Origin of the sequence: Mycobacterium sp. PS03-16, assembly GCF_004570325.1 — a bacterium.
Lineage (GTDB): Bacteria > Actinomycetota > Actinomycetes > Mycobacteriales > Mycobacteriaceae > Mycobacterium.
Map to the genome: position 1 here is coordinate 169,300 of NZ_SPQO01000002.1, position 23,518 is coordinate 192,817.

Below are 23,518 nucleotides of genomic sequence, written 5' to 3' on the forward strand. Positions count from 1 at the left end.
GCACGTCCTCTGTCAGTCATCGCCGTTACCCGCTCTTCGCCTGCACACCGAATCTCGTTATATCAACATCTGCCTGCGGTTTTCCATTCAGCGCCAACACCAGACCGGCCACCATCGCCACCAGTTCAGCGTCGCGGATCCGCGGCGAACCCACACTGTCGGTCTCCCGCGGGATGGGGACCGTCACCGTCGACGTGGTGGCGCGATAGCCACCGCCGGGGTACATGCGCTTGAGCCGCAGTTGGGCGGAGTCCGGCAGCTCCATCGGCGACAGCTTCACCGTCGCCGCCGACACCGAGCTCACGTCGGTGATGCCGTACTCGCGGCACAGCAGCCGCAGCCGGGCGACCCCGACCAGGCGCTGCGCCGGTTCGGGCAACGGACCGTAGCGGTCGACCAGTTCGTCGATGACGGCGTCGATACCCGCATCGTCGGGGGCGGCGGCCAGCCGGCGGTAGGCCTCCAGCCGCAACCGGTCGCTGCCGATGTAGTCCGGCGGCAGGTTCGCATCGACCGGTAGGTCGATGCGCACATCCTTCGGTTCCTCCGGTGTCGCAACGGTTTTCCCGTCTGCGACGGCCCGGTACGCTTCGACGGCCTCACCGACCAGCCGGACGTAGAGGTCGAAGCCGACGCCGGCCACGTGCCCGGACTGCTCGGCGCCCAGCACGTTGCCCGCGCCGCGGATCTCGAGGTCCTTCATCGCCACCGCCATACCGGCGCCCAGCTCGTTGTTCTGCGCGATGGTGGCCAGCCGGTCGTAGGCCGTCTCGGTCAGCGGGTTCTCCGGCGGATACAGGAAGTAGGCGTAACCGCGTTCCCGGCTACGGCCGACCCGCCCGCGCAGCTGGTGCAGCTGCGACAGGCCGAACGTGTCGGCCCGCTCCACGATCAGTGTGTTGGCGTTGGAGATGTCCAGACCCGTCTCGACGATCGTGGTGCAAACCAGGATGTCGTACTCCCGGTTCCAGAACCCCTCGACCGTCTTCTCCAGCATCTCCTCGGGCATCTGCCCGTGCGCCACCACCACCCGCGCCTCGGGGACCAGCGCGGCGATCTTGGCCGCGGCCTGGTCGATGGTGCGGACCCGGTTGTGGATGTAGAACGCCTGCCCGTCGCGCAGCAGCTCGCGGCGCAGCGCCGCGGCCACCTGCTTGTCGTCATGCGGGCCGACGTAGGTGAGCACCGGGTAGCGCTCCTCGGGCGGGGTGAGGATCGTCGACATCTCGCGGATGCCGGCCAGGCTCATCTCCAGCGTGCGCGGAATCGGCGTGGCGCTCATGGTCAGCACGTCGACGTGGGTGCGCATCGACTTGATGTGCTCCTTGTGCTCGACGCCGAACCGCTGCTCCTCGTCAACGATGATCAGCCCGAGGTCCTTCCACACCACCCCGGTCTGCAGCAGCCGGTGGGTGCCGATCACCACGTCGACCGACCCGTCCTTCATGCCCTCGAGCGTCGCGCGCGACTCCGCCGGGTCGGTGAACCGCGACAGCCCCTTCACGGTGACCGGGAAGCCCGCCATCCGCGCGGTGAACGTCTGCAGATGCTGATCGGCCAGCAGCGTCGTCGGCACCAGCACCGCGACCTGCTTGCCGTCCTGCACCGCCTTGAACGCGGCGCGCACCGCGATCTCGGTCTTGCCGTAGCCGACGTCGCCGCAGATCACCCGGTCCATCGGGACCGGCTTCTCCATATCGGCCTTGACCTCCTGGATGGCGGTCAGCTGGTCGACGGTCTCGGTGAAGCCGAACGCGTCCTCCATCTCGTTCTGCCACGGGGTGTCCGGGCCGAACGCGTGCCCGGGGGCGGCCTGCCGCTTGGCGTACAGCGCCACCAGCTCACCGGCGATCTCCCGCACCGCGCGGCGCGCCTTGGTCTTGGTGTTGGCCCAGTCGCTGCCGCCCAGCTTGCTCAACGACGGCGACTCACCGCCGACGTAGCGGGACAGCTGGTCCAGCGAATCCATCGGCACATACAGCCGGTCCGACCCGCCGCCGCGCTTGTTGGAGGCGTACTCCAAAACCAGATACTCGCGGCGCGCGCCGCCGACCACCCGCTCGGTCATCTCGACGAACCGGCCGATGCCGTGCTGATCGTGCACCACCAGATCGCCTGCGGTCAGCGCCAGCGGATCGACGACGTTGCGGCGTTTGGCGGCCAGTTTCTTGCCCTCGGTGGCGGTGACCCGGCTGCCGGTCAGATCGGCCTCGGTCACGATCACCAGCGACGAGCCCGGGAGCACCACACCGTCGTGCAGCGGGCCTTTGAGCACCCCGACGACGCCCGCCTTAGGCTGCTCGCCCGGCTCCAACATCGCTGCGGGCGTGTCGGATTCGGCAAGCTGCTCGACGACGCGGTGGGCGGTGCCCGCGCCCGGCGTGACGACGGCGGCGAACCCGCCGGTCGACACGTGCGCCCGCAGCATCGCGAAGATCTCCTCGATGCTGTTCTGCTGACCCCGCGCCGACGGCGCCGAGCGGATGTCGAGTTCCACCGCCGATTCGTCGGACAGCTGGCTCAGCGTCCACCACGGATGCCCGCCCGCGCGGGCCCCGTCGCGCACCTCGCTCAGGCCGAGGAACCCCGAGGCGCCGAGCGCCTCCAGGTCGATCGGCGCGTCCCCGCCCACCGCCGCCGTCGACCACGAGGCCTCGAGGAACTCCCGCCCGGTCTTGATCAGGTCGGCGGCGCGGGTGCGCACCTTCTCCGGATCGCACACCAGCACCGGCGTGCCCGCAGGCAGCTGATCGGTCAGCATCGCGAGCTGCGTCTGGCGCAACAGCGGCAGCAGCGCCTCCATCCCGTCGACCGGGATGCCCTCGGCCAGCTTGGCCAGCATGTCGGGCACCGTGCCGGGCACGGTGTTCTCGTGCGTCGGATGTTCGGCGGCCAGCGCCGCGGCGCGCTCCCGCACGTCGGCGGTCATCAGCAGCTCGCGGCACGGCACCGCGATCACCGTGTCGACCTCGATCTCGGGGATGGAGCGCTGATCGGCGACCGCGAACATCCGCATCTCGGAGATCTCGTCACCCCAGAACTCGACGCGCACCGGATGTTCCGCGGTCGGCGGGAACACGTCGAGGATGCCGCCGCGCACCGCGAACTCGCCGCGTTTGGAGACCATGTCGCAGCGGGTGTAGGCCAGGTCGACCAGCCGGGCGATCACGCCGTCGAACTCCGCCTCGGCGCCCACGGTCAACGTGACCGGCTCGATGGTCGGCAGCTCCGGCGCCATCGGCTGCACCAGCGAGCGGGTGGTGGTCACCACCACCCGCAACGGCGGGCCGAGCCGGGCGTCGTCGGGATGCGCCAACCGCCGCAGCAGCATCATCCGCGCCCCGACGGTGTCGACTCCGGGCGAGAGCCGCTCGTGCGGCAGCGTCTCCCAGGACGGGAACAGCGCCGCCGCGTCGCCGATCACACCTTGGAGTTCGGCGGTCAGGTCGTCGGCCTCGCGGCCGGTGGCGGTGACCACCAGCAGCGGGCCGGCCTGGGCGAGCGCGGCGGCCACGAGCAGCCGGGCACTGGACGGCCCCACCATCGCGAGTTCGTCGGGTTTGTCGGCGGCGCGGCGGGTGAGCTCGGCCAGGCACGGATCGCGCAGCGCCAGCTCGACGAGCCCCGCGATCGGGGTCTGGACATGGTTGGGCCCCGATGCGGTCATGATGACTCCATCCTAGGCCGCGCCGCGGGGGTGCCCTCGGCCCGCTGCGTCAGTCCTCGTCCCGCAGCCGCGGATCGGCCTCGAGGTGGGTGAGCCCGTTCCACATCAGGTTGACCAGATGGGCGGCCACCACCTCTTTGCGGGGCTGCCGGGTGTCCAGCCACCACTGCGCGGTCATCGACACCGAACCCACCAGCGCCTGCGCGTAGAGCGGCGCGAGCTCGGGGTCGAGGCCGCGCCGGGAGAAGTCGCCGGCCAGGATCGACGACACCTGGTTGACCGCGTCGTTGAGCAGCGTCGAATAGGTGCCCGAGGTGATCGCCGCCGGGGAGTCGCGGATGAGGATCCGGAAGCCGTCGGTGCGCTCCTCCACATACGTCAGCAGGGCCAGCGCGACCCGTTCGACCCGCACCCGGGACCGGTTGTTGGTCAGCGACGAGGTGATGCCGTCCAGCAACGCCGACATCTCGCGGTCGACGACCACCGCGTAGAGGCCTTCCTTGCCGCCGAAGTGCTCGTAGACCACGGGTTTGGAGACGTTGGCCCGCTGGGCGATCTCCTCGATCGAGGTGCCCTCGTAGCCCCGCTCGGCGAACAGCGACTTGGCGATCTCGACGAGCTGCTGGCGCCGCTCGCTGCCGGTCATCCTGGCGCGGGGTGCGCGCACTTCCTTATCGGGCGCTGCCACATGGGTGAGCGTATCGGCTTGCACTACCATCTCGAGGTGATCGATCCGTCGTGGTGTAATCGGCAGCACCTCTGATTTTGGTTCAGATAGTTCAGGTTCGAGTCCTGGCGACGGAGCACTTCCTGCCGCGAGCGTGCGCGAATGACAGTCTGAGCGGTGTGTCCCTGTGCAGACACGCACGCTCGCGAGACGAGGACAACAGCGATGACCGAACCCACCGATACCGCCGTGCTCGTGCTGGCGGCGGGCGCCGGGACGCGGATGCGCTCGGACACCCCGAAGGTGCTGCACACGCTCGGCGGACGCAGCATGCTCGCCCACGCGCTGCACACCGTCGCCGAGGTCGCGCCCCAGCACCTGGTGGTGGTCCTCGGCCATGACCGCGACCGCATCGCCCCCGCCGTCGGCGCACTCGCCGAGGACCTCGGTCGCCGCGTCGACATCGCCGTGCAGGAACAGCAGCTGGGCACCGGCCACGCCGCCGAGTGTGGCCTGTCCGCGCTGCCCGACGACTTCACCGGCGTCGTGGTGGTGACCGCCGGTGACGTCCCGCTGCTCGACGCCGCCACGATCGCCGACCTGCTCGACACCCACGGCTCGGCCGCGGCCACCGTGCTGACCACCACGCTGCCCGACCCGACGGGGTACGGGCGCATCCTGCGCACCCAGGACAACGAGATCACCCGCATCGTCGAACAGGCCGACGCCAGCCCGTCGCAGCAGGCGATCCGCGAGGTCAACGCCGCGGTCTACGCGTTCGACACCGCCGCGCTGCGGTCCGCGCTGAGCCGGTTGCGCTCCGACAACGCCCAGCACGAGCTCTACCTCACCGACGTGATCGGCATCCTGCGCCAGGACGGCCTCACGGTGCGGGCCAAACACGTCGACGACAGCGCCCTGGTCGCCGGTGTCAACGATCGGGTCCAGCTCGCCGCGCTGGGCGCCGAACTCAACCGGCGCATCGTCACCGCCCACCAGCGCGCCGGCGTCACGATCGTCGACCCGCGGTCGACGTGGATCGACGTCGACGTGACCATCGGCCGCGACGCCGTCATCCGGCCCGGCACGCAGCTGCTCGGCCGCACGACGGTGGGCGGGCGCTGCGAGATCGGGCCCGACACCACGCTGACCGACGTCACCGTCGGCGACGACGCGACCGTGGTGCGCACCCACGGCTCGCAGTCGGTGATCGGCGGCGGCGCCACGGTCGGGCCGTTCACCTACCTGCGGCCCGGCACCGTGCTGGGCCGCGACGGCAAGCTGGGCGCGTTCGTCGAGACCAAGAACGCCACCCTGGGCACCGGCACCAAGGTGCCGCACCTGACCTACGTCGGCGATGCCGACATCGGTGAGCACAGCAACATCGGCGCCTCGAGCGTGTTCGTCAACTACGACGGGGAGAACAAGAGCCGCACCACGATCGGCTCCCACGTGCGCACCGGCTCGGACACCATGTTCGTCGCGCCGGTCACCGTCGGCGACGGCGCCTACACCGGCGCGGGCACCGTGGTCCGCGACGACGTCCCGCCCGGTGCGCTGGCCGTCTCGGCCGGCCCGCAGCGCAACATCGAAGGCTGGGTGGTCCGCAAACGCCCGGGTTCGGCGGCGGCGGCGGCAGCGGAGAAGGCGCTCGGTCACCCCGACGACGCCGAGAGGCCGTGAGCTCGACCACTTCTGTTCGGATTCCGGCAACCCGGGCACGAACGCACAGAAACGCTACGTACCATTAGGCCGACATCGATCCCCGAGACCGGCGAGGGCACAGTGGGCACCGAGTGGACCGACAACCGCAAAAATCTGATGCTCTTCTCGGGCCGCGCACACCCCGAACTGGCTGAGCAGGTCGCCAAGGAACTCGACACCCCGGTGACCGCACAGACCGCGCGCGACTTCGCCAACGGGGAGATCTTCGTCCGCTTCGACGAATCGGTCCGCGGCTGCGACGCGTTCGTGTTGCAGAGCCATCCCGCGCCGCTGAACACGTGGCTGATGGAACAGCTGCTGATGATCGACGCGCTCAAGCGCGGCAGCGCCAAGCGGATCACCGCGATCCTGCCGTTCTACCCGTACGCGCGGCAGGACAAGAAGCACCGTGGCCGCGAGCCCATCTCGGCGCGCCTGGTCGCCGACCTGCTCAAGACCGCGGGGGCGAACCGCATCCTCACCGTCGACCTGCACACCGACCAGATCCAGGGCTTCTTCGACGGGCCGGTCGACCACATGCGGGCGCAGAAGCTGCTCACCGGCTACATCGCCGACAACTACGCCGACCACGACATGGTGGTCGTCTCCCCCGACTCCGGCCGCGTGCGCGTCGCCGAGAAGTGGGCCGACTCGCTGGGGGGCGTCCCGCTGGCCTTCATCCACAAGACCCGTGACCCGCTGGTGCCCAACCAGGTGGTGTCCAACCGCGTCGTCGGCGATGTGCGCGGCAAGACCTGCGTGCTGACCGACGACATGATCGACACCGGCGGCACCATCGCCGGTGCGGTCAAACTGCTCAAGCAGGACGGTGCGGGCGACGTGATCATCGCCGCCACGCACGGCGTGCTGTCCGACCCGGCGCGCGAGCGGCTCGCGGAGTCCGGCGCCCGCGAGGTGATCGTCACCAACACGCTGCCGATCGGCGAGGACAAGCAGTTCCCGCAGCTGACCGTGCTGTCGATCGCGCCGTTGCTGGCCAACACCATTCGCGCGGTCTTCGACAACGGGTCGGTCACCAGCCTGTTCGACGGATCGGCCTAGATGGCGTCAGAACCGACCATCTACCACAACCCGCGCTGCTCCACGTCGCGTAAGACATTGGAACTGTTGCGGGACAACGGTATCGAGCCGACCGTGGTGCAGTACCTCAAGACCCCGCCGTCGCGCGACGAGCTGGCCGCGATGATCGAGGCCGCAGGCATCGACGTCCGCACCGCGGTCCGCAAGCGCGAATCACTGTACGCGGAGCTCAATCTCGCCGACGCCGATGACGACGCGCTGCTCGACGCGATGGCCGAGCACCCGATCCTGATCGAGCGGCCGTTCGTCGTCACCGCAAAGGGCACCCGGCTGGCCCGGCCGATCGACGCGGTGCGCGAGATCCTGTGAGAGGCCGCCGCGCCGCGGCGACCGTCGCGCTGCTGGTCCTCGCCGTCTCCGGCTGCGGGCCGAAAACCCCCGACTACGAATCGGTCTGGCGCACGACCAGTTCGGCGCCGCCCACCACCACCGACACCGAGGCCCCGGTGCCCGTCGCCGAGTACCTGGACAGCGTCGGGGTGACCGGCCGCACCGTGGCCCCCGACCGGCTGCCCGACCTGACCGTGAGCATCCCGACGCCGCCGGGCTGGCAGGCCTACACCGGGACCCAGTTCGAACCGGGCACCCGGGTGATCGCCAAGGGCGACACGTATCCGATCGCGATGCTGCTGGTGTTCGAGCTGACCGGACAGTTCGACCCCGCCGAGGTGATCAAGCACGGCGACGACGACGCGCGCCTGTCGGAGAACTTCAAGGAACTCAACTCCTCCCAGGAGAACTGGCGCGGCATGCCGTCGGCGATGATCGAGGGCAGCTACGACCTCAACGGTCAGCGCATGCAGACCTACAACCGGATCGTCGTCGCGACCGGCGCGCCGCCGGCCAACCAGCGCTACCTGGTGCAGCTGAGTGTCACCAGCTTCGCCGACGAGGCGCAGCAGCACGGCAAGGACATCGAGTCGATCATCTCCGGTTTCACCGTCGCCCCGAAGGGCTGAGCCGTCCCGTTACAGTGACAGCCATGAGCAGCTGGACCGCCGCCGACCTGCCCTCCTTCGCCGGCCGCACGGTGATCGTCACCGGCGCCAACAGCGGCCTCGGCCTGGTGACCGCCCGCGAACTCGCCCGCGCCGGCGCCGACGTCGTCATCGCCGTCCGCAACACCACCAAGGGGGACGAGGCCGCCGCCACCATGCCCGGCACCGTCACCGTGCGGCGGCTCGACCTACAGGACCTCGCCTCGGTGCGCGAGTTCGCCGCCGGGGTCGACAAGGTGGACGTGCTGGTCAACAACGCCGGCATCATGGCCGTCCCCTACGCCCAGACCGTCGACGGCTTCGAGAGCCAGATCGGCACCAACCACCTCGGACATTTCGCGCTGACCAACCTGCTGCTGCCGGTGATCACCGACCGGGTGGTCACGGTGAGTTCGTTCATGCACGTCCTCGGGCGCATCAACCTCACCGACCTCAACTGGAAGGCGCGGCCGTACTCGGCATGGCTGGCCTACGGACAGTCCAAGCTGGCGAACCTGCTGTTCACCAGCGAACTGCAGCGGCGGCTGCGCCGCGCCGGCAGCCCGGTGCGGGCGCTGGCCGCGCACCCCGGCTACTCGCACACCAACCTGCAGGGCCACTCCGGGCGCAAGCTCGGCGATTCCCTCATGGCGATCGGCGGCAGATACCTCGCCACCGACGCCGATTTCGGCGCTCGCCAGACGCTCTACGCGGTGGCCGAGGACCTGCCCGGGGACACCTTCGTCGGCCCGAAGTACGCGATGCGCGGCGCCTCCGGCCGGGTGTGGCGCACCCCCCGGGCCCGTGACCTGTCGACCGCCGCCGGCCTGTGGGAGCTGTCCGAGCAGCTCACCGACACCAAATTCACGCTCTGAGGCCGACGGCGCGATTTCGTCGGTCCCGGCCGGGTGCGGTAGCCTCGACGACGCATCACGGCGAGGGTGGCTCGACCACCGTTATCGACGGGAACACTGCGTTCACGCTCTTGCGATCCCCGCCGTGCGATATCACCGGCATACAGGAGCAAGACATCATGGCCAAGAATTCGGCCCCCACGACCAAGCTGTCCGTCGCGGTCCGCACGGAGACCGGCAAGGGCGCCTCGCGCCGCGCCCGCCGCGAGGGCAAGGTCCCCGCGGTGCTCTACGGCCACGGCACCGAGCCGCAGCACCTCGAGATCGACGGTCACGACTTCGCCGCCGTGCTGCGCCACAGCGGCACCAACGCGGTGCTGACCCTCGACATCGACGGCACAGAGCAGCTCGCGCTGACCAAGTCGCTCGACATCCACCCCATCCGCCGCAACATCCAGCACGCCGACCTGCTGGTGGTGCGCCGCGGGGAGAAGGTCACCGTCGAGGTCACCGTCACCGTCGAGGGCGAGGCCACCCCGGGCGCGCTGGTCACCCAGGAGGCCAACGCCGTCGAGATCGAGGCCGAGGCGCTGTCCATCCCCGAGGGCCTGACCGTGTCGGTCGAGGGCGCCGAGGAAGGCACGCAGATCACCGCCGGCCAACTGGAGCTGCCGTCGGGCGTGACCCTGGTGTCCGACCCCGAGCTGCTGGTCGTCAACGTCGTGACCGCCCCGACCGCCGAGGAGCTCGAGGCCGAGGGTGGCGGCGCGTCGCTCGAGGAGCAGGCCGCCGAGGCCGCCGAAGGGGAAGCCGAGGCCGAGGGCGAGGGCGAGCAGCCGGCCGACGAGAAGCCGGCCGAGTAGGACTCGATGGCCGAGCCCCTGCTGGTGGTGGGCCTGGGCAACCCCGGGCCCAACTACGCCAAAACCCGGCACAACCTCGGCTTCATGGTCGCCGACCTGCTGGCCGGCCGGTTGGGCTCGGCCTTCAAGACACACCGCAAATCGGGTGCGGAGGTCGCCACCGGCCGGCTCGCGGGCCGGTCGGTGGTGCTGGCCAAACCGCGCACCTACATGAACGAGTCGGGCCGCCACGTCGGCCCGCTGGCGAAGTTCTATTCGATCGCCCCGGCCGACGTCATCGTCATCCACGATGAACTCGACATCGACTTCGGCCGGATCCGGCTGAAGTTCGGGGGCGGCGTCGCCGGGCACAACGGCCTCAAGTCGGTCGCCGCCGCGCTGGGCACCAAGGACTATCAGCGGGTCCGCGTCGGCGTTGGACGCCCACCCGGGCGTAAAGAGCCGGCGACATTCGTGCTCGAGACCTTCACCGCGACTGAGCGTCCCGAGGTGCCGACGATCTGCGAGCAGGCCGCCGACGCCACCGAGCTGCTGATCGCCCAGGGCCTGGAGCCGGCCCAGAACATCGTGCACGCCTGGGGCTGAGCATGCCCTCGTTCTTCCGCACGAGCAGACGCAAAGTCGCGCTTTTCCGGGCGGATTCGTGCGAGTCTGCGTCTGCTCGCGGGGGCGGGTGGACATGCCGCTGGTGACCGTCGGCCACGGGCGGCTCGACCGCCAGGCGCTGTCGGCGCTGTTGACCGGCGCGGGGGTCCGGAGCCTGGTCGACATCCGCCGCTTCCCCGGCAGCCGCGCCAATCCCGATGTGGCGCGCGACGCCCTCCCCCGGTGGCTGCCCGCCACCGGCATCGACTATCGGTGGGACGAGCGGCTCGGCGGGCGGCGCCGCCTGGCCGCTGACGAACCGCGCGAGGATCCGTGGTGGCGCGTCGAGCAGTTCGCCGCCTACGCCGCGCACACGCGCACCGCCGAATTCGACGCGGCGCTGCGGGAGGTGCTCTCCGACAGCGTCGATCACGTCGTGGCGGTCATGTGCAGTGAGAGCGTGTGGTGGCGGTGCCACCGTCGGCTGGTCGCCGACGTCGCGGTGCTGCGCTTCGGCGCACCGACCACCCATCTCATGCACGACGGGGCCCCGGTCCCCCATCCGGTGGCCGAGGGTGCGCGGGTGCGCGCCGACGGCTACGTCGTGTGGGACGGCACCTGACGTGCAACGCCCTGGGGCCGGGCGCTCACCCCGGCCCGGGGCATGTCCGTCAGCTCACCCGGCGACGACCCTGCACTTTCCCCACGATCCACAGCAGGAGCACCGCTCCGAGGATCGCAGTGAACAGTGTGAACCACCAACCGCCGCTGGCGGTGTCGACGAAGAAGCTCAACAGGAACCCGCCGAGCAGCGCCCCGACGACGCCGATCACGATGTTCATCAGCAGACCGGACCCGCTGCCCTTCATGATCTTCCCGGCAATCCATCCGGCGATCGCGCCGATGATGATGTAGCCGATCCAGCCGACGCTGGTCAACGTCGACGAGCGGGCGAGAATCTCAGTAGTCGCGAGCACGTCCATCAAACATCTCCCTACCTCGTTGTCAGGTCTACCGCCATCCGGCAGCCATAGACCTGAAGACGGGTACCGCACGACCGCCACGGTCAAAACAACGATTGGGCCACAATTGGGCCAACGCTGCGAATCCCGCGCCGGTTCAGCGCGTGCGGTTGCGGATCCCGCTGTCGACGATCTTGACCGGCTTGTGCGGATACCGCCGCTCGGCGTGCGCCTGGGCCGCCGAATTCGGCAACACGTAGAGCGTCTCGCGCTTGTCCTGCAACGGCTTGAGCACCAGGTCCATGAAGCCTTTGCGGTCGGTGAGGTAGGGCTCGATGACGTCCTCGCCGGCCGGACACACCGCCAGGCAGTACGCCGCCTTGTAGTTGGCCTTGAACGACAGGCTCTGCCACATCGACGCGTTCTCGGAATCACTGACCCGGCTGCGGAACTCCTCGGCATCGGCGCTGTCGGCGACGGTCTGCGCCCAGTCGGTGAAGCCGCCCATGAACTCCCGGTAGTTGTGCACCGAGCAGGCGACGAAGTCGAACTCGCCGTCCTTGCCGATCGCCCCCACCGGGCACGCGGCGACGCACAGCTTGCACTCCAGACACGGTGAATAGTCGAGCGGCGCACCGTATTCGGAGACCGCGGCGTCGACAAGCACCGTGGCGAGCAGGATGAAGTTGCCGAACCGCGGGTGGATGACGTTGCGGTGGATACCCATCGCGCCGAGTCCGGCCGCCACCGCGACGGGTTTGTGCGCGACCACCCAGATGCGGCCGGGATAGCGGTCCATCTCCATGGGGAACGTCGCCGACGGGTTCAACGCCCGGTGCCCGGCATCCTGCAGTGCCCGGGTGATGCGGTGCGCGGCTTCGTTGATGATCTCGCCGCTGCGGTGGAACTCCTGGTTGGCCACGCTGCGGGCGGTCGAGCGCACGTTGTCCCGGTTCATTCGCACCACCAGCGACAGGTAGCTGTGCACCCCGGGCAACGCGGCGTCGGCGTGGTCGCGTTCGGACGCCAGGTCCGGGTTGTCCACCGCGGCGAACCCGACGTCGTCGGCACCCGCCTCCAGACAGATCTTGCGTAACCAGGCGGCATCGAGGACACCCGGGCGCTTCGGCGGCCGGGCCAGCGCGGCCTGCACTGTGGGATGGGCGGCCAGCTTGGCGGGCAGCTTCGGAACCGTGGCGTCGTGCAGCGTCATGCAGCTGAGTATAGCTTGTCATACTCAGCTCGGGCCGCCCGGTCGCGCCCCGATGCGCCGGCGCCCGCCCCGGGTGCCTCAGCCGGCCGTGCGGCGCGCGTAGGCACGCAGCGCGAACGGCGCGAAGACCGCCGTCAGCGCCAGCGACCACAGGATCGTCGACAGCACCGGATGCTGCAGCGGCAGCTGCGCATCGGGTGCGGCCGGTCCCCCGTTGCCCCACAGCTCGCGCATCGCCTGCGCCAGCGACGACACCGGGTTCCACTCGGCGATGACGCGCAGCCAGTGCGGCATGGGCTCGGTCGGCACGAAGGTGTTGGCCAGGAACGTCACCGGGAACAGCGCGGTGAACATGACGCCGTTGACGGCCTCCACCGACCGCATCAGCGAGCCGATGAGAATGCCGAACCACACCATCGCGAAGCCGAACAACAGCAGCAGCGCGAACGCCAGCACGGCCTCGGCGATGCCGCCGCGGATCCGCCACCCGATGGCCAGGCCGGTGAGCGACATGACCACCACACCCAGCGAGGAGTGGATGATGCTGGCGATGCTGCGGCCGATCAGCACCGACGACCGTGAGATCGGCAGGCTGCGGAACCGGTCGATGATGCCCTTCTCGACATCGGCGGTGATCCCGGAGGCCACCACGAACGCCGAGAACACGATGGTCTGCGCGAGGATCCCGGCCAGCAGGTACTCCCGGTAGGACGGGCCGCCGGTGTTGATCGAGGCGCCGAACACGAACGCGAACAGCAACACGAACATGATCGGCTGCGCGGTGACGTCACTGAGCATCTCGGGCATGCGCTTGGTGTGGATCATGTTGCGCTTGACCATGATCCACGACTGCTGCGCGAGGTTTGTGCGATGCGTGCGCGGGCGCTGTGTCTGGTCGCGCAGCTGCGGGGCGACGGCGGTCATACGCCCGCCTCCTGTTCGTCGTCGGTGCGGTGTCCGGTCAGGGAGAGGAACACGTCGTCGAGGCTGGGCCGCGACAGGCCGATGTCGTCGACGTCGATGCCGCTGTCCCGCAGCCAGCCGGCGACGCGGACCATGTCGGCCAGCCCGTCGGCGGCGGCGGTCAGCCGGCGCGCGCCGGCGTCGACGAACACCTCGGCGCCGGTCTTGGCCAGCAGGGCCTCGGCGGCGGCGAGGGAGTCCCCGTCGGCCACCGTGACCACCAGGCTGGCGTTGCCGGCCTGCCGCTTGAGTTCCAGCGGCGACCCCTCGGCGATGATGCGGCCCTTGTCGATCACCACGATGTTGTCGGCCAGCTGATCGGCCTCCTCGAGGTACTGGGTGGTGAGCAGCAGCGTGGTGCCGCCCTGCACGAGTTCGCGCAGCACGTCCCACAAATCGCTGCGGCTGCGGGGATCGAGCCCGGTGGTCGGCTCGTCGAGGAACAGCACCGGCGGCGCGGCCAGCAGGCTGACCGCCAGGTCGAGGCGCCGGCGCATCCCGCCGGAGTACGACTTGACCACCCGGTCGGCGGCGTCGGCGATCGCGAACCGTTCCAGCAGCTCGTCACCGAGGCGGGCGAGCTCCTTGCGCCGGATGCCGTACAGGCCCCCGATCATGCGGATGTTCTCGCGCCCGGTGAGCAGCTCGTCGACGGTGGCGACCTGGCCGGTGAGCCCCATGTTGCGCCGTACCTCGTCGGGCTGGGTGCGCACGTCGAACCCGGCGACGCGGGCGGTGCCGCTGGTGGGTTCGGTCAGCGTGGTCATCATCCGCACCGTCGTGGTCTTGCCCGCGCCGTTGGGCCCGAGCAGGCCGAGCACCGTGCCCTCGGGCACGGCGAAGCTCACCCGGTCCACGGCGGTGTGGTCACCGAACCGCTTCACCAGATCGACGGCCTCGATCGCCAGGGTCATGCCCCCGACGGTAGCGGTGCGCTACGACACCCGGCCATTCACTTTCTGCGCGAACAGACGCAAAAGTGCCCGAAACGCGGCGGTTTCGGGCACTTTTGCGTCTGCTCGGCGGGTTAGGTGACCAGCGAGACCGAGTTGGCGCGGCGCAGCTTGCCCGACGGGGTCTTCGGGATGGTGCCGGGCCCGAGGACCACCACGTTGCGCGGCCGCATGTCGACCTCGGCGACCACCTCGTGGGCGACCTGGTGCTCGATGCGGCGCACCTCGGCCGGGTCCTGCCAGGCGTTCGACTCCACCGCGACCGCGAAGGTCTCGCGCGAGTGGCCTGCGTCGAGCCGGACCGCCACCGCACAGCCCGGGCGCACGCCCTCGACGCGGCCGGCGGCGCGTTCGATGTCGGTCGGGTAGATGTTGCGCCCGGCCATGATGATGACGTCCTTGACGCGGCCGCACACCACGACGTGGCCTTCCTCGGTCAGGTAGCCGAGGTCGCCGGTGTCGTACCAGCCGTGCTCGTCCTGGGCGGGCACGAAGCCGCCCATCGTGATGTAGCCGGGGGTCAGCGGCTCACCGCGCAGCTCGATGACGCCGACGCCGCGCGCGGCCATCACGTTGCCCTGCTCGTCGATGATCCGCGCCTCCAGGCCCTCCAGCAGTGGGCCCAGCGTGGCCAGCCGCTTGGTGTTGCCCTTGGTGGCGGGGACGGCGCGGCGCAGCGCGGCCAGCAGGTCGGCGTCGACCTCGTCGACCACCAGGCCGGCGCCGCACTTGGAGAACGACACCGCCAGCGTGGTCTCGGCCATGCCGTAGGCGGGCAGGATCGCCTCGGGCGACAGGCCGAACGGCCGGCCCGCGTCGATCAGATCCTCGACGTCGGCCGGTTCGACCGGCTCGGCGCCCGAGAGCGCGAACCGCAGCGTGGACAGGTCGAAGTCACCCGGGGTGGCGTTGCGGCGCAGCCGCTTGGCCAGCAGCGCGTACGCGAAGTTCGGCGCGGCCGTCATCGTGCCCTTGTACTTGTCGATCAGCCGGGCCCACAGCAGCGTGTCGCGCAGGAAGTCCAAGGGCGTGACCTTGACCAGCTCGGCGCCGAAGTACATCGGGATGGTGAGGAAGCCGACCATGCCCATGTCGTGGAAACAGGGCAGCCAGCTGACCATGACGTCCTTGGTGACGTCGTACTCGGCGCCGATGAACATCGCCTCGGCGTTGGAGTAGATGTTGCGGTGGGTGATCTGCACGGCCTTCGGAGATCCAGTGGAGCCGCTCGTCAGCTGCATCAACGCGAGGTCGTCCTCGCCGACCTCGACGGGGTCGACGGGCTCGGCGGCCAGCAGGTCGGTGACCGTGAGGACCGTGATGCCCTTCTCCTCGAGCACCGGGATGGCGGCGGTGAACGGTTCGCCGACGATGACGGCCTTCGCCTCGATCATCCCGATGACCGTGAGGGTGTCCTCGGCCCAGACCGCCAGGTCGGTGCGCGGGGTCGGCTGGTGCAGCATGGTCAGGCTGGCGCCGCGCATCCACACGCCCTGCGCGGTCGGGGCGATCTCGACGGGAAGTCCCTCGAGCACGCCGACCGCGTCGCCGAGTCCGATGCCGGCCGCGGCCAGGCCGCCGGCGATGCGCCGGGCCCGCTCGTGCACCTCACCCCAGGTGTGGCGGACGGGCTCGTGCGGCTCGCCGGTCACCATGCCGGTGTTCACGGTGCGCGCGTTGCGGTACATCTTCTCGGTGAACCTGCTCACGACATCCTCCTGGGGACCGGCGTCACTGCCCGGCTTCTCATGCTCCGCTTGTCCGATGACGCCGCCCAGTAGGCGCGCGCACACGATTGGGGAGCAGTTGGGTATCGAAACGGTGCTGGGCGGGAGGCCCGGTCCGTGGTTGGGGGTGCGGCCGAACGATGCGGTGCGGTCCGGTACCCGCCGGAGTGGCCGGCGGGGAAAGGACACGCGTCCGTTGCACGACCGCTAGTTTTCACCGCGACTCATCTTAAAGAACCCTTAAGTAACTGCCAAACCAAACGGCTGATTGAGGCCTGCGTCACACTTTGCCGCCGCAACGGCTCGGCGTCCACCGCAGCGGTTTGGGCTACCGCGACGGCGACGGCGCGGGCACCACCCGGGCGCCCTGCACGGGCCCGCTGGCCACCCGCACCGTGCGGCACACGCCCGCGCCGGCCAGCTGGGCACCGATGTCGATCGCCGCGGGCGACGACGGGCACAGGAACGCACACGTCGGCCCCGATCCGGATACGAGCGCGGCGAGCGCGCCGGCGTCCAGGCCGGCCCGCAGGGTGCGGCGCAGTTCCGGGTACAGGCTGAGCGCCGGGGCCTGCAGATCGTTACCCAGCAGCGGCGCCAGCCGGCGCGGGTCACCCGACGACAGCGCGGCCAGCATCGGTTCCGGATCGCCCAGCCGCTCGGGCTGTGCCCGGCTGCCGTCGGTGATGGCGCGCAGCCGGTCGAGTTCACCGAACACCTTCGGCGTCGACAGGCCCTCGTGCGCGAACGCGAGCACCCAGTGGAACGTGGAACGCGCCAGCACGGTCGCCAGCTCCTCGCCGCGGCCGGTACCCAGCGCCGTGCCACCGTGCAACGCGAACGGGACGTCGCTGCCGAGTTCGGCGGCCATCGCGTGCAGGTCCCGGCGCGGCACGCCGAGTTCCCACAGGTGGTTCATGGCGACCAGTACGCCCGCGGCGTCCGCACTGCCGCCGGCCATTCCGCCCGCCACGGGGATCGACTTCTCGATCGAGATCGCCACGTCCGGCGCCCGTCCGACGTGTTCGGCCATCAGCTCCGCGGCCCGCCACGCCAGATTGCGCGCATCGGTGGGCAGATGCTCGACGCCCTCACCGGACATCTCCAACGACAGCACGTCGGCGGTGGAGACCGTCACCTCGTCGAGCAGCGAGACGGCATGGAACACCGTGGTGAGGTCGTGATAACCGTCGTCGCGCAGCTCGCCGACAGCCAGGAAAAGGTTGACCTTGCCCGGAACCCGCACGGTGACCGATCCGGTGGGAACCCACTCGGAGGCGGTGTTGCCGTCACGCACGAAACGACACTATCGCCGCACTCGGGTGCCGCAAACCCGGGCCGGCCGCGCTACAGGACGCGGACCTGCTCCTCGGACTCCCCGGACCGCTGCAGCAGCCGGACGAAGTCGGCGATGCCCAGCGTCTCACCGCGACGCGACGGGTCGATGCTGGCCGCGAGCAGCCGGCGCGCCGACTCGTTGCCCGAACCCGCCCACTCGGCGAACGCGTTGCGCGAGGTCTTGCGACGCTGCGCGAACGCGATGTCGATGAGGTCGAACACCTGGGCGCGGAAGCCGGGGTCGGTGGGCCACGGCGACGTCTCGTAGCGGTCGATCCGGACCAGCCCGGAGTACACCCGCGGGATGGGCCAGAACACCGTCGGCGAGACCATGCCGTAGCGCCGGACGTTGCCGTAGTAGCGCACCTTGACGCTCGGCACGCCGTAGTCCTTGCCGCCGGGTTCGGCGGCGAGCCGCTCGGCGACCTCGGCCTGGACCATCACCATGACCGACCGAATCGTCGGGAACTCCGCGAGCAGATGCAGCAGCGCGGGCACCGCGACGTTGTACGGCAGGTTCGCGACCAGCGCGGTCGGCTGGTTCTCCAGGTCCGACGGCATCAGGGTCAGGATGTCCTGGTTGAGCACGGTGAGCCGGTTGATCTCGCTGTGCGAGTGGTCGGCGATCGTGGTCGGCAGCTGCTGCGCCAACAGCGGGTCGATCTCGACCGCGGTCACGTGCGCACCCCGGTCCAGCAGGGCCAGGGTCAGCGAACCGAGCCCGGGACCCACCTCGAGAACGTGGTCATGTCGGTGCACACCGGACGCGGAGACGATCCTGCGCACGGTGTTGGCATCGTGGACGAAATTCTGTCCGAAGGACTTGCGCGGGCGAAAGTCGATGTCCTTCGCCAGGCGCCGTATCTCGGTCCGCCCGAGTAGTCGGATGGTCAGGACGCCCCCACTCTTCCACTGCACGTGGGCCAGGCACCCCAACCCTGCCTTGCCCGCGTGACCTCAGCAATCGCGATCTGTTCTTCACGGGTCGCCAGATCCGCCCTGGCAGCATACCTCAAACCGCCGTTGCGCTCCCAGGTGTTTTGATCAAATTGGACGCCACCGTAATATCCGTTACCAGTATTGATGGCCCAGTTGCCTCCCGCTTCGCACTGCGCGAGGGCGTCCCAGGTGGCTCCCTGACGCACCGGCGGCACCTCGGTGCCGGGCTTGGCGCCGACCCGCAGGACGGCCTCCCTTGCAGGTTCAACAACGACATTGGCTACTGGCAGCCTGCCCGTTTCCACACCGTTCACCTTCGAAATGGCAAAGGTGACGTCCTGAACACCGGGGGTTCCGGCGTCTTCGACGATCTGCCGGCTCATGTTGAGGGTGACGTCTTCGATGCGCTTGTTCGTCGGCGCCAGCGGCAACCGCTCGGTCATCTTCTCGATGCGGATGCGCGTCACCTTGATCTGCATGCCGTCGACCACGGGCGACGAGGCGACCGGCACCACGGTGTCGCGCTGCTGCAGCGGGGCACCGGCCGCATCCAGCAGACCGGCGACATTCGGGGCGGCCAGCCGCACCGTGCTGACCACGCCGCCGTCGTCGATCTGGACGGTCTTGGGGCTCACGACCGGCAGCGACATTCCGCCCAGCGGCACCCGGCTACCCCGAGACGCGGCGGCCGGCGCCTTGTCGGTCATCTGGAGCTGGGCCAGCGCTTCGTCGACGGTGGAAGCCGTGGTCCACATCTGCTGGCTGCGCTGACCGTCCAGCGAGATGTCGAGGGGACGACTGCGCCGCAGCACGATCGTGTCGGCCGGGCCGACGGAGGCGTCCGCGGCGGGGTGCAGGTCGTCGCGCTCGTCGACCTGGAAGCCGTTCTCCTCGACGACGTCGATCACCTGGGACTTCATCGTCGTCACGGTCATCGACGTCCCGTCGACGGTCAGCGTGACGGTCTTGTGGGCGGCGACGGCGACACCTCCGGCGGCGGCGAGCGTCAGCAGCAACGCGCCCACCAGGAGGCGAAGCATGGGCGAACGCGCCTCATGCAGTCTCTGTAGAGCAATCAAGATCCGGTGTATCCCCGTTATCGGTGAAACGGCAAGCGTACGGCAGGCAACAGTGCCGAGCCGTATTCGATCACAAGACGGTAACGAAACCGTTCACTGGCAGCAACTCGCGTCCAGGCCGTAGACCCGGACCGCGTTCGCCGCGGTTTGCCGAGCAAGCTCCTCGGCGGGTCGGTCGAGCAGCTCGGCCAGGGCGCGCACCGTATAGGGCAGGCAGTACGGCTCGTTGGGGGCGCCCCGGTACGGGTGCGGGGTGAGGAACGGCGCGTCGGTCTCGACCAGCAGCTGCTCGGCGGGGATCAGGTGGGCGGCCTCCCGCAGCGCGGCGGCGTTGCGGAAGCTGACCGTGCCGGACAGGCTGAGCACCCATCCGGCCTCCACGCACGTCCTGGCCATCGCGGCGTCCGACGAGAAGCAGTGGAAGATCACCGTCGGCGGGGCGCCCTCGGCGGTCAGTACGTCGAGCACCGCGGCGTCGGCGTCGCGGTTGTGGATCATCAGCGGTTTCCCGGTGCGTTTGGCCAGCTCGATGTGCCATGCGAAGGCGTCGCGCTGCACCGCGGGTTCGGCACAGCCCTCGAGCTTGCCGGGCCAGTACAGATCCATTCCGGTCTCCCCGACCGCAACCACCCGCGGATGCGCGGCGAGGCGCTCGAGTTCGGCGCGCGCGTCGTCGGTCAGCGCGTCGGCCCGGGTGGGATGCAACGCCACCGCCGCGTACACGCGGTCGTCCCAGCCGGCCGCCTCGGTCACCCAGCGCGCGGAAGACAGATCGTCGGCGATGGTCACGGCCGCCCGCACCCCGACCGCACCGGCCCGGTCGAGGATCTCCCGCACGCCCGCACCGTCGCGGGCGCCGCACGCGTCGAGATGGGTGTGCGCGTCGACCAGCGGGGCCAGCGGCTCAGGCGCCGGCGGCGCCGGACGGTTCGAGCGACTCACGCCCACACCATAAGGTGAGTCCCAAATGAGCACCGGCACCGCAGGGACCCCGTTCTACATCACGACGGCCATCGCGTACCCCAACGGCGACCCGCACGTCGGGCACGCCTACGAGTACATCGCCACCGATGCGATCGCCCGCTTCAAGCGGCTCGACGGCTACGACGTGCGCTACCTCACCGGCACCGACGTGCACGGGCTCAAGATGGCCGAGACGGCGGCCGCCCAGGGTGTGCCCACCGCCGAACTGGCGCGGCGCAATTCTGATGTGTTCCAACGCTTGCAGGAGAAGCTCGGCATCTCGTTCGACCGGTTCATCCGGACGTCGGACCCCGACCACTACGAGGCGTCCAAGGCGATCTGGGCGCGAATGGTCGACGCCGGCGACGTCTACCTCGACAAGTACTCGGGGTGGTACTCGGTGCGCGACGAGCGATTCTTCACCGAGGCCGAGACCACCGTCGGCGCCGACGGGGTCCGAATCGCCACCGAGACCGGCACGCCGGTCACCTGGACGGAGGAGGAGACCTACTTCTTTCGGCTGTCGGCCTACGCCGACCGGCTGCTGACGCTCTACGCCGAGCATCCGGAGTTCATCGAGCCCGAGGTGCGGCGCAACGAGGTGGTCAGCTTCGTCTCCGGCGGGCTGCGTGATCTGTCGATCTCGCGGACCACGTTCGACTGGGGCGTCCCGGTGCCCGACCACCCCGACCACGTCATGTACGTGTGGGTCGACGCGCTGACCAACTACCTCACCGGCGTCGGTTTCCCGGACACCGACTCCGAGATGTTCCGCCGCTACTGGCCCGCCGATCTGCACATGATCGGCAAGGACATCATCCGGTTCCACACCGTGTACTGGCCCGCGTTCCTGATGTCGGCCGGCATCGAGCTCCCCAAGAAGGTGTTCGTCCACGGCTTCCTGCTCAACCGCGGCGAGAAGATGAGCAAGTCGGTGGGCAACGTCGTCGACCCGGTCAACCTGGTCGACACGTTCGGCCTCGACCAGGTGCGCTACTTCTTCCTGCGCGAGGTGCCGTTCGGACAGGACGGCAGCTACAGCGAGGACGCCATCATCGGCCGCATCAACGCCGACCTGGCCAACGAGCTGGGCAACCTGGCGCAACGGTCGCTGTCGATGGTGGCCAAGAACCTCGGCAGCGCCGTCCCCGAACCCGGCGACTTCACCGCGGAGGACAACGCGCTGCTCGAGGCCGCCGACGCGCTGATGGACCGGGTGCGTGGGCACTACGAGAACCAGGCGATGCACCTGGCGCTCGAGGCGACGTGGTCGGTGCTCGCCGCGGCCAACCGCTACTTCTCCGCCCAGGAACCCTGGGTGCTGCGCAAGTCGGAGTCGGCCCCGGATCAGGTGCGGTTCCGCACCGTGCTCTACACGACGCTGGAGACGGTGCGCATCGCGGCGCTGCTCAGCCAGCCGGTGATGCCCGAGTCGATGGGCACGCTGCTCGACCTCCTCGGCCAGCCGGCCGATGCCCGCACGTTCGCGTCGGTGCGTTCACGGCTGGTGCCGGGTACCGCGTTACCCGCACCGGTCGGGGTATTCCCCCGCTATCAGACGGGAGAATGATGGACGGCCTGCACGAGAAGCTGCACGACACCTACGAGGAAGTCGCCCGCCGCAACCCCGGTGAGGCGGAGTTCGACCAGGCCGTCTACGAGGTGCTGCACAGCCTCGGACCGGTGGTGGCCAAACATCCGCAGTACACCGACAACGCCATCATCCGCCGGCTGTGTGAGCCGGAGCGCCAGATCATCTTCCGGGTGCCCTGGGTGGACGACGAGGGCACGGTGCAGATCAACCGGGGGTTCCGCGTCGAGTTCAACTCCGCACTCGGCCCGTACAAGGGCGGGCTGCGGTTCCACCCCTCGGTGTACCTGGGCATCGTGAAGTTCCTCGGCTTCGAGCAGATCTTCAAGAACTCGCTGACCGGGATGCCGATCGGCGGCGGCAAGGGCGGTTCGGACTTCGACCCGAAAGGTCGCTCCGACGGCGAGGTGATGCGGTTCTGCCAGTCCTTCATGACCGAGCTGTACCGCCACATCGGTGAGCACACCGACGTCCCCGCCGGCGACATCGGCGTCGGTCTGCGCGAGATCGGCTTCCTCTTCGGGCAGTACAAGCGCATCACCAACCGCTACGAATCCGGAGCGCTCACCGGGAAGGGCACCACGTGGGGCGGCTCGCTGGTGCGCACCGAGGCCACGGGCTACGGCACCGTCTACTTCGCCGCCGAGATCCTCAAGGCCCGCGGCGACTCCTTCGACGGCAAGAAGGTGGTGGTGTCCGGATCGGGCAACGTGGCCATCTACGCCATCGAGAAGGTGCACCAGCTCGGCGGCACGGTGATCGCGTGCTCGGATTCCGGTGGTTACGTGGTCGACCCCGACGGGATCGACCTGCGCCTGCTCAAGGAGGTCAAGGAGGTGCGCCGCGGGCGCATCGCCGACTACGCCGACCTGCGCGGCGGCAGTGCCCGGTTCGCGAAGGGCAGCGTGTGGAACGTCGACTGCGACATCGCGGTGCCCAGTGCCACGCAGAACGAGATCAACGGCGCCGACGCGGTCCGGCTGATCAAAGCCGGCTGCCAGCTCGTCGCCGAGGGCGCGAACATGCCGTGCACCCCGGAGGCGGTGAAGCTCTTCGGCGAGGCCGGCACCGTCTTCGCCCCGGGCAAGGCCGCGAATGCGGGTGGAGTCGCCACCAGTGCGCTGGAGATGCAGCAGAACGCCTCGCGTGATTCGTGGACGTTCGACGTCACCGAGACCCGCCTCGCCCAGATCATGGGCCGCATCCACGACAGCTGTCTGCAGACCGCCGAGGAGTACGGCCAACCCGGTAACTACGCCGCCGGCGCCAACATCGCCGGGTTCATCCGGGTCGCCGACGCCATGCTCGCACTCGGCCTGATCTAGTGAGCTAGCTCACAGTCGCGGCTGGTTGCGTGACGCGCGGGCGCCGA

General features: G+C 69.5%; 21 protein-coding genes and 1 tRNA gene. 11 read left to right on the forward strand and 11 right to left on the reverse strand.

Annotated elements, in window-relative coordinates; genetic code table 11:
* Positions 1 to 25: 25 nt before the first annotated feature.
* Positions 26 to 3,667, reverse strand: coding sequence for a transcription-repair coupling factor (gene mfd, locus E4P42_RS02355; RefSeq protein WP_135122737.1), 3,642 nt, complete (start codon positions 3,665 to 3,667; stop codon positions 26 to 28).
* Between the two features lie 49 nt (positions 3,668 to 3,716).
* The gene (locus tag E4P42_RS02360) at positions 3,717 to 4,313 is read right to left on the reverse strand and encodes a TetR/AcrR family transcriptional regulator (RefSeq protein ID WP_167759334.1); all 597 of its coding nucleotides are present in this window, start codon (positions 4,311 to 4,313) and stop codon (positions 3,717 to 3,719) included.
* A gap of 86 nt (positions 4,314 to 4,399) precedes the next feature.
* On the opposite strand from E4P42_RS02360, the gene E4P42_RS02365 reads away from it, so the two are divergent.
* From E4P42_RS02365 to E4P42_RS02405, 9 genes are all read left to right on the forward strand, one after another.
* Positions 4,400 to 4,471: transfer RNA gene (locus E4P42_RS02365), tRNA-Gln, on the forward strand.
* Positions 4,472 to 4,559: 88 nt separating this feature from the next.
* Positions 4,560 to 6,017 carry a bifunctional UDP-N-acetylglucosamine diphosphorylase/glucosamine-1-phosphate N-acetyltransferase GlmU gene (glmU, locus tag E4P42_RS02370; protein WP_135122738.1) on the forward strand — a complete coding sequence of 486 codons (1,458 nt, stop codon included), beginning with the start codon at positions 4,560 to 4,562 and terminating at the stop codon, positions 6,015 to 6,017.
* A gap of 102 nt (positions 6,018 to 6,119) precedes the next feature.
* Positions 6,120 to 7,100 (forward strand): ribose-phosphate diphosphokinase, encoded by a 981-nt coding sequence (locus E4P42_RS02375; protein WP_135122739.1) that lies wholly within the window; start codon positions 6,120 to 6,122, stop codon positions 7,098 to 7,100.
* A complete protein-coding gene (gene arsC, locus E4P42_RS02380; RefSeq protein ID WP_135122740.1) occupies positions 7,101 to 7,448 on the forward strand; it encodes an arsenate reductase (glutaredoxin) in 348 nt (115 codons plus the stop codon).
* On the forward strand, positions 7,445 to 8,098 hold the full coding sequence (locus E4P42_RS02385) for an LpqN/LpqT family lipoprotein (RefSeq protein WP_135122741.1): 654 nt from the start codon (positions 7,445 to 7,447) through the stop codon (positions 8,096 to 8,098). The genes arsC and E4P42_RS02385 overlap by 4 nt, the downstream gene beginning before the upstream one ends.
* Positions 8,099 to 8,121: 23 nt before the next feature.
* Positions 8,122 to 8,991, forward strand: coding sequence for an oxidoreductase (locus E4P42_RS02390; RefSeq protein ID WP_135122742.1), 870 nt, complete (start codon positions 8,122 to 8,124; stop codon positions 8,989 to 8,991).
* Between the two features lie 158 nt (positions 8,992 to 9,149).
* On the forward strand, positions 9,150 to 9,833 hold the full coding sequence (locus E4P42_RS02395) for a 50S ribosomal protein L25/general stress protein Ctc (protein WP_135122743.1): 684 nt from the start codon (positions 9,150 to 9,152) through the stop codon (positions 9,831 to 9,833).
* A gap of 6 nt (positions 9,834 to 9,839) precedes the next feature.
* Positions 9,840 to 10,418, forward strand: a complete 579-nt coding sequence (gene pth, locus E4P42_RS02400; RefSeq protein WP_135122744.1) for an aminoacyl-tRNA hydrolase — start codon at positions 9,840 to 9,842, stop codon at positions 10,416 to 10,418.
* 94 nt (positions 10,419 to 10,512) lie between these two features.
* Positions 10,513 to 11,040, forward strand: a complete 528-nt coding sequence (locus E4P42_RS02405) for a DUF488 family protein (RefSeq protein ID WP_135122745.1) — start codon at positions 10,513 to 10,515, stop codon at positions 11,038 to 11,040.
* A 49-nt stretch (positions 11,041 to 11,089) separates the two neighbouring features.
* Here E4P42_RS02405 and E4P42_RS02410 read toward each other — a convergent pair whose 3' ends face one another.
* The 9 genes from E4P42_RS02410 to E4P42_RS02450 all read right to left on the reverse strand — a co-directional run bounded on the left by E4P42_RS02410 (position 11,090) and on the right by E4P42_RS02450 (position 20,540).
* Entirely contained in the window at positions 11,090 to 11,401 is a 312-nt protein-coding gene (locus tag E4P42_RS02410) for a GlsB/YeaQ/YmgE family stress response membrane protein (protein ID WP_135122746.1), read from the reverse strand.
* 136 nt (positions 11,402 to 11,537) lie between these two features.
* Positions 11,538 to 12,593, reverse strand: a complete 1,056-nt coding sequence (locus tag E4P42_RS02415) for an epoxyqueuosine reductase (RefSeq protein WP_135122747.1) — start codon at positions 12,591 to 12,593, stop codon at positions 11,538 to 11,540.
* Between the two features lie 78 nt (positions 12,594 to 12,671).
* On the reverse strand, positions 12,672 to 13,517 hold the full coding sequence (locus tag E4P42_RS02420; RefSeq protein WP_135122748.1) for an ABC transporter permease: 846 nt from the start codon (positions 13,515 to 13,517) through the stop codon (positions 12,672 to 12,674).
* Complete coding sequence (locus E4P42_RS02425) at positions 13,514 to 14,470, reverse strand: ATP-binding cassette domain-containing protein (RefSeq protein ID WP_135122749.1); 957 nt, start codon at positions 14,468 to 14,470, stop codon at positions 13,514 to 13,516. Before E4P42_RS02425 ends, E4P42_RS02420 begins: the two co-directional genes overlap by 4 nt.
* 113 nt (positions 14,471 to 14,583) lie before the next feature.
* On the reverse strand, positions 14,584 to 16,218 hold the full coding sequence (locus E4P42_RS02430; RefSeq protein ID WP_135122750.1) for a fatty acyl-AMP ligase: 1,635 nt from the start codon (positions 16,216 to 16,218) through the stop codon (positions 14,584 to 14,586).
* 346 nt (positions 16,219 to 16,564) lie between these two features.
* The gene (locus E4P42_RS02435; protein WP_135122751.1) at positions 16,565 to 17,533 is read right to left on the reverse strand and encodes a 4-(cytidine 5'-diphospho)-2-C-methyl-D-erythritol kinase; all 969 of its coding nucleotides are present in this window, start codon (positions 17,531 to 17,533) and stop codon (positions 16,565 to 16,567) included.
* A gap of 50 nt (positions 17,534 to 17,583) precedes the next feature.
* Positions 17,584 to 18,468 carry a 16S rRNA (adenine(1518)-N(6)/adenine(1519)-N(6))-dimethyltransferase RsmA gene (gene rsmA, locus E4P42_RS02440; RefSeq protein WP_135122900.1) on the reverse strand — a complete coding sequence of 295 codons (885 nt, stop codon included), beginning with the start codon at positions 18,466 to 18,468 and terminating at the stop codon, positions 17,584 to 17,586.
* Positions 18,465 to 19,592, reverse strand: coding sequence for a resuscitation-promoting factor (locus E4P42_RS02445; protein WP_135122752.1), 1,128 nt, complete (start codon positions 19,590 to 19,592; stop codon positions 18,465 to 18,467). The genes rsmA and E4P42_RS02445 overlap by 4 nt, the downstream gene beginning before the upstream one ends.
* Before the next feature lie 93 nt (positions 19,593 to 19,685).
* Complete coding sequence (locus E4P42_RS02450; protein ID WP_135122753.1) at positions 19,686 to 20,540, reverse strand: TatD family hydrolase; 855 nt, start codon at positions 20,538 to 20,540, stop codon at positions 19,686 to 19,688.
* Between the two features lie 19 nt (positions 20,541 to 20,559).
* Between E4P42_RS02450 and metG the strand changes: the two genes are divergently transcribed.
* Together metG and gdhA are read left to right on the forward strand one after the other, a co-directional pair.
* Complete coding sequence (gene metG / locus E4P42_RS02455; RefSeq protein WP_135122754.1) at positions 20,560 to 22,125, forward strand: methionine--tRNA ligase; 1,566 nt, start codon at positions 20,560 to 20,562, stop codon at positions 22,123 to 22,125.
* Entirely contained in the window at positions 22,125 to 23,471 is a 1,347-nt protein-coding gene (gdhA, locus tag E4P42_RS02460; RefSeq protein ID WP_135122755.1) for an NADP-specific glutamate dehydrogenase, read from the forward strand. Before metG ends, gdhA begins: the two co-directional genes overlap by 1 nt.
* Positions 23,472 to 23,518 lie beyond the last annotated feature (47 nt).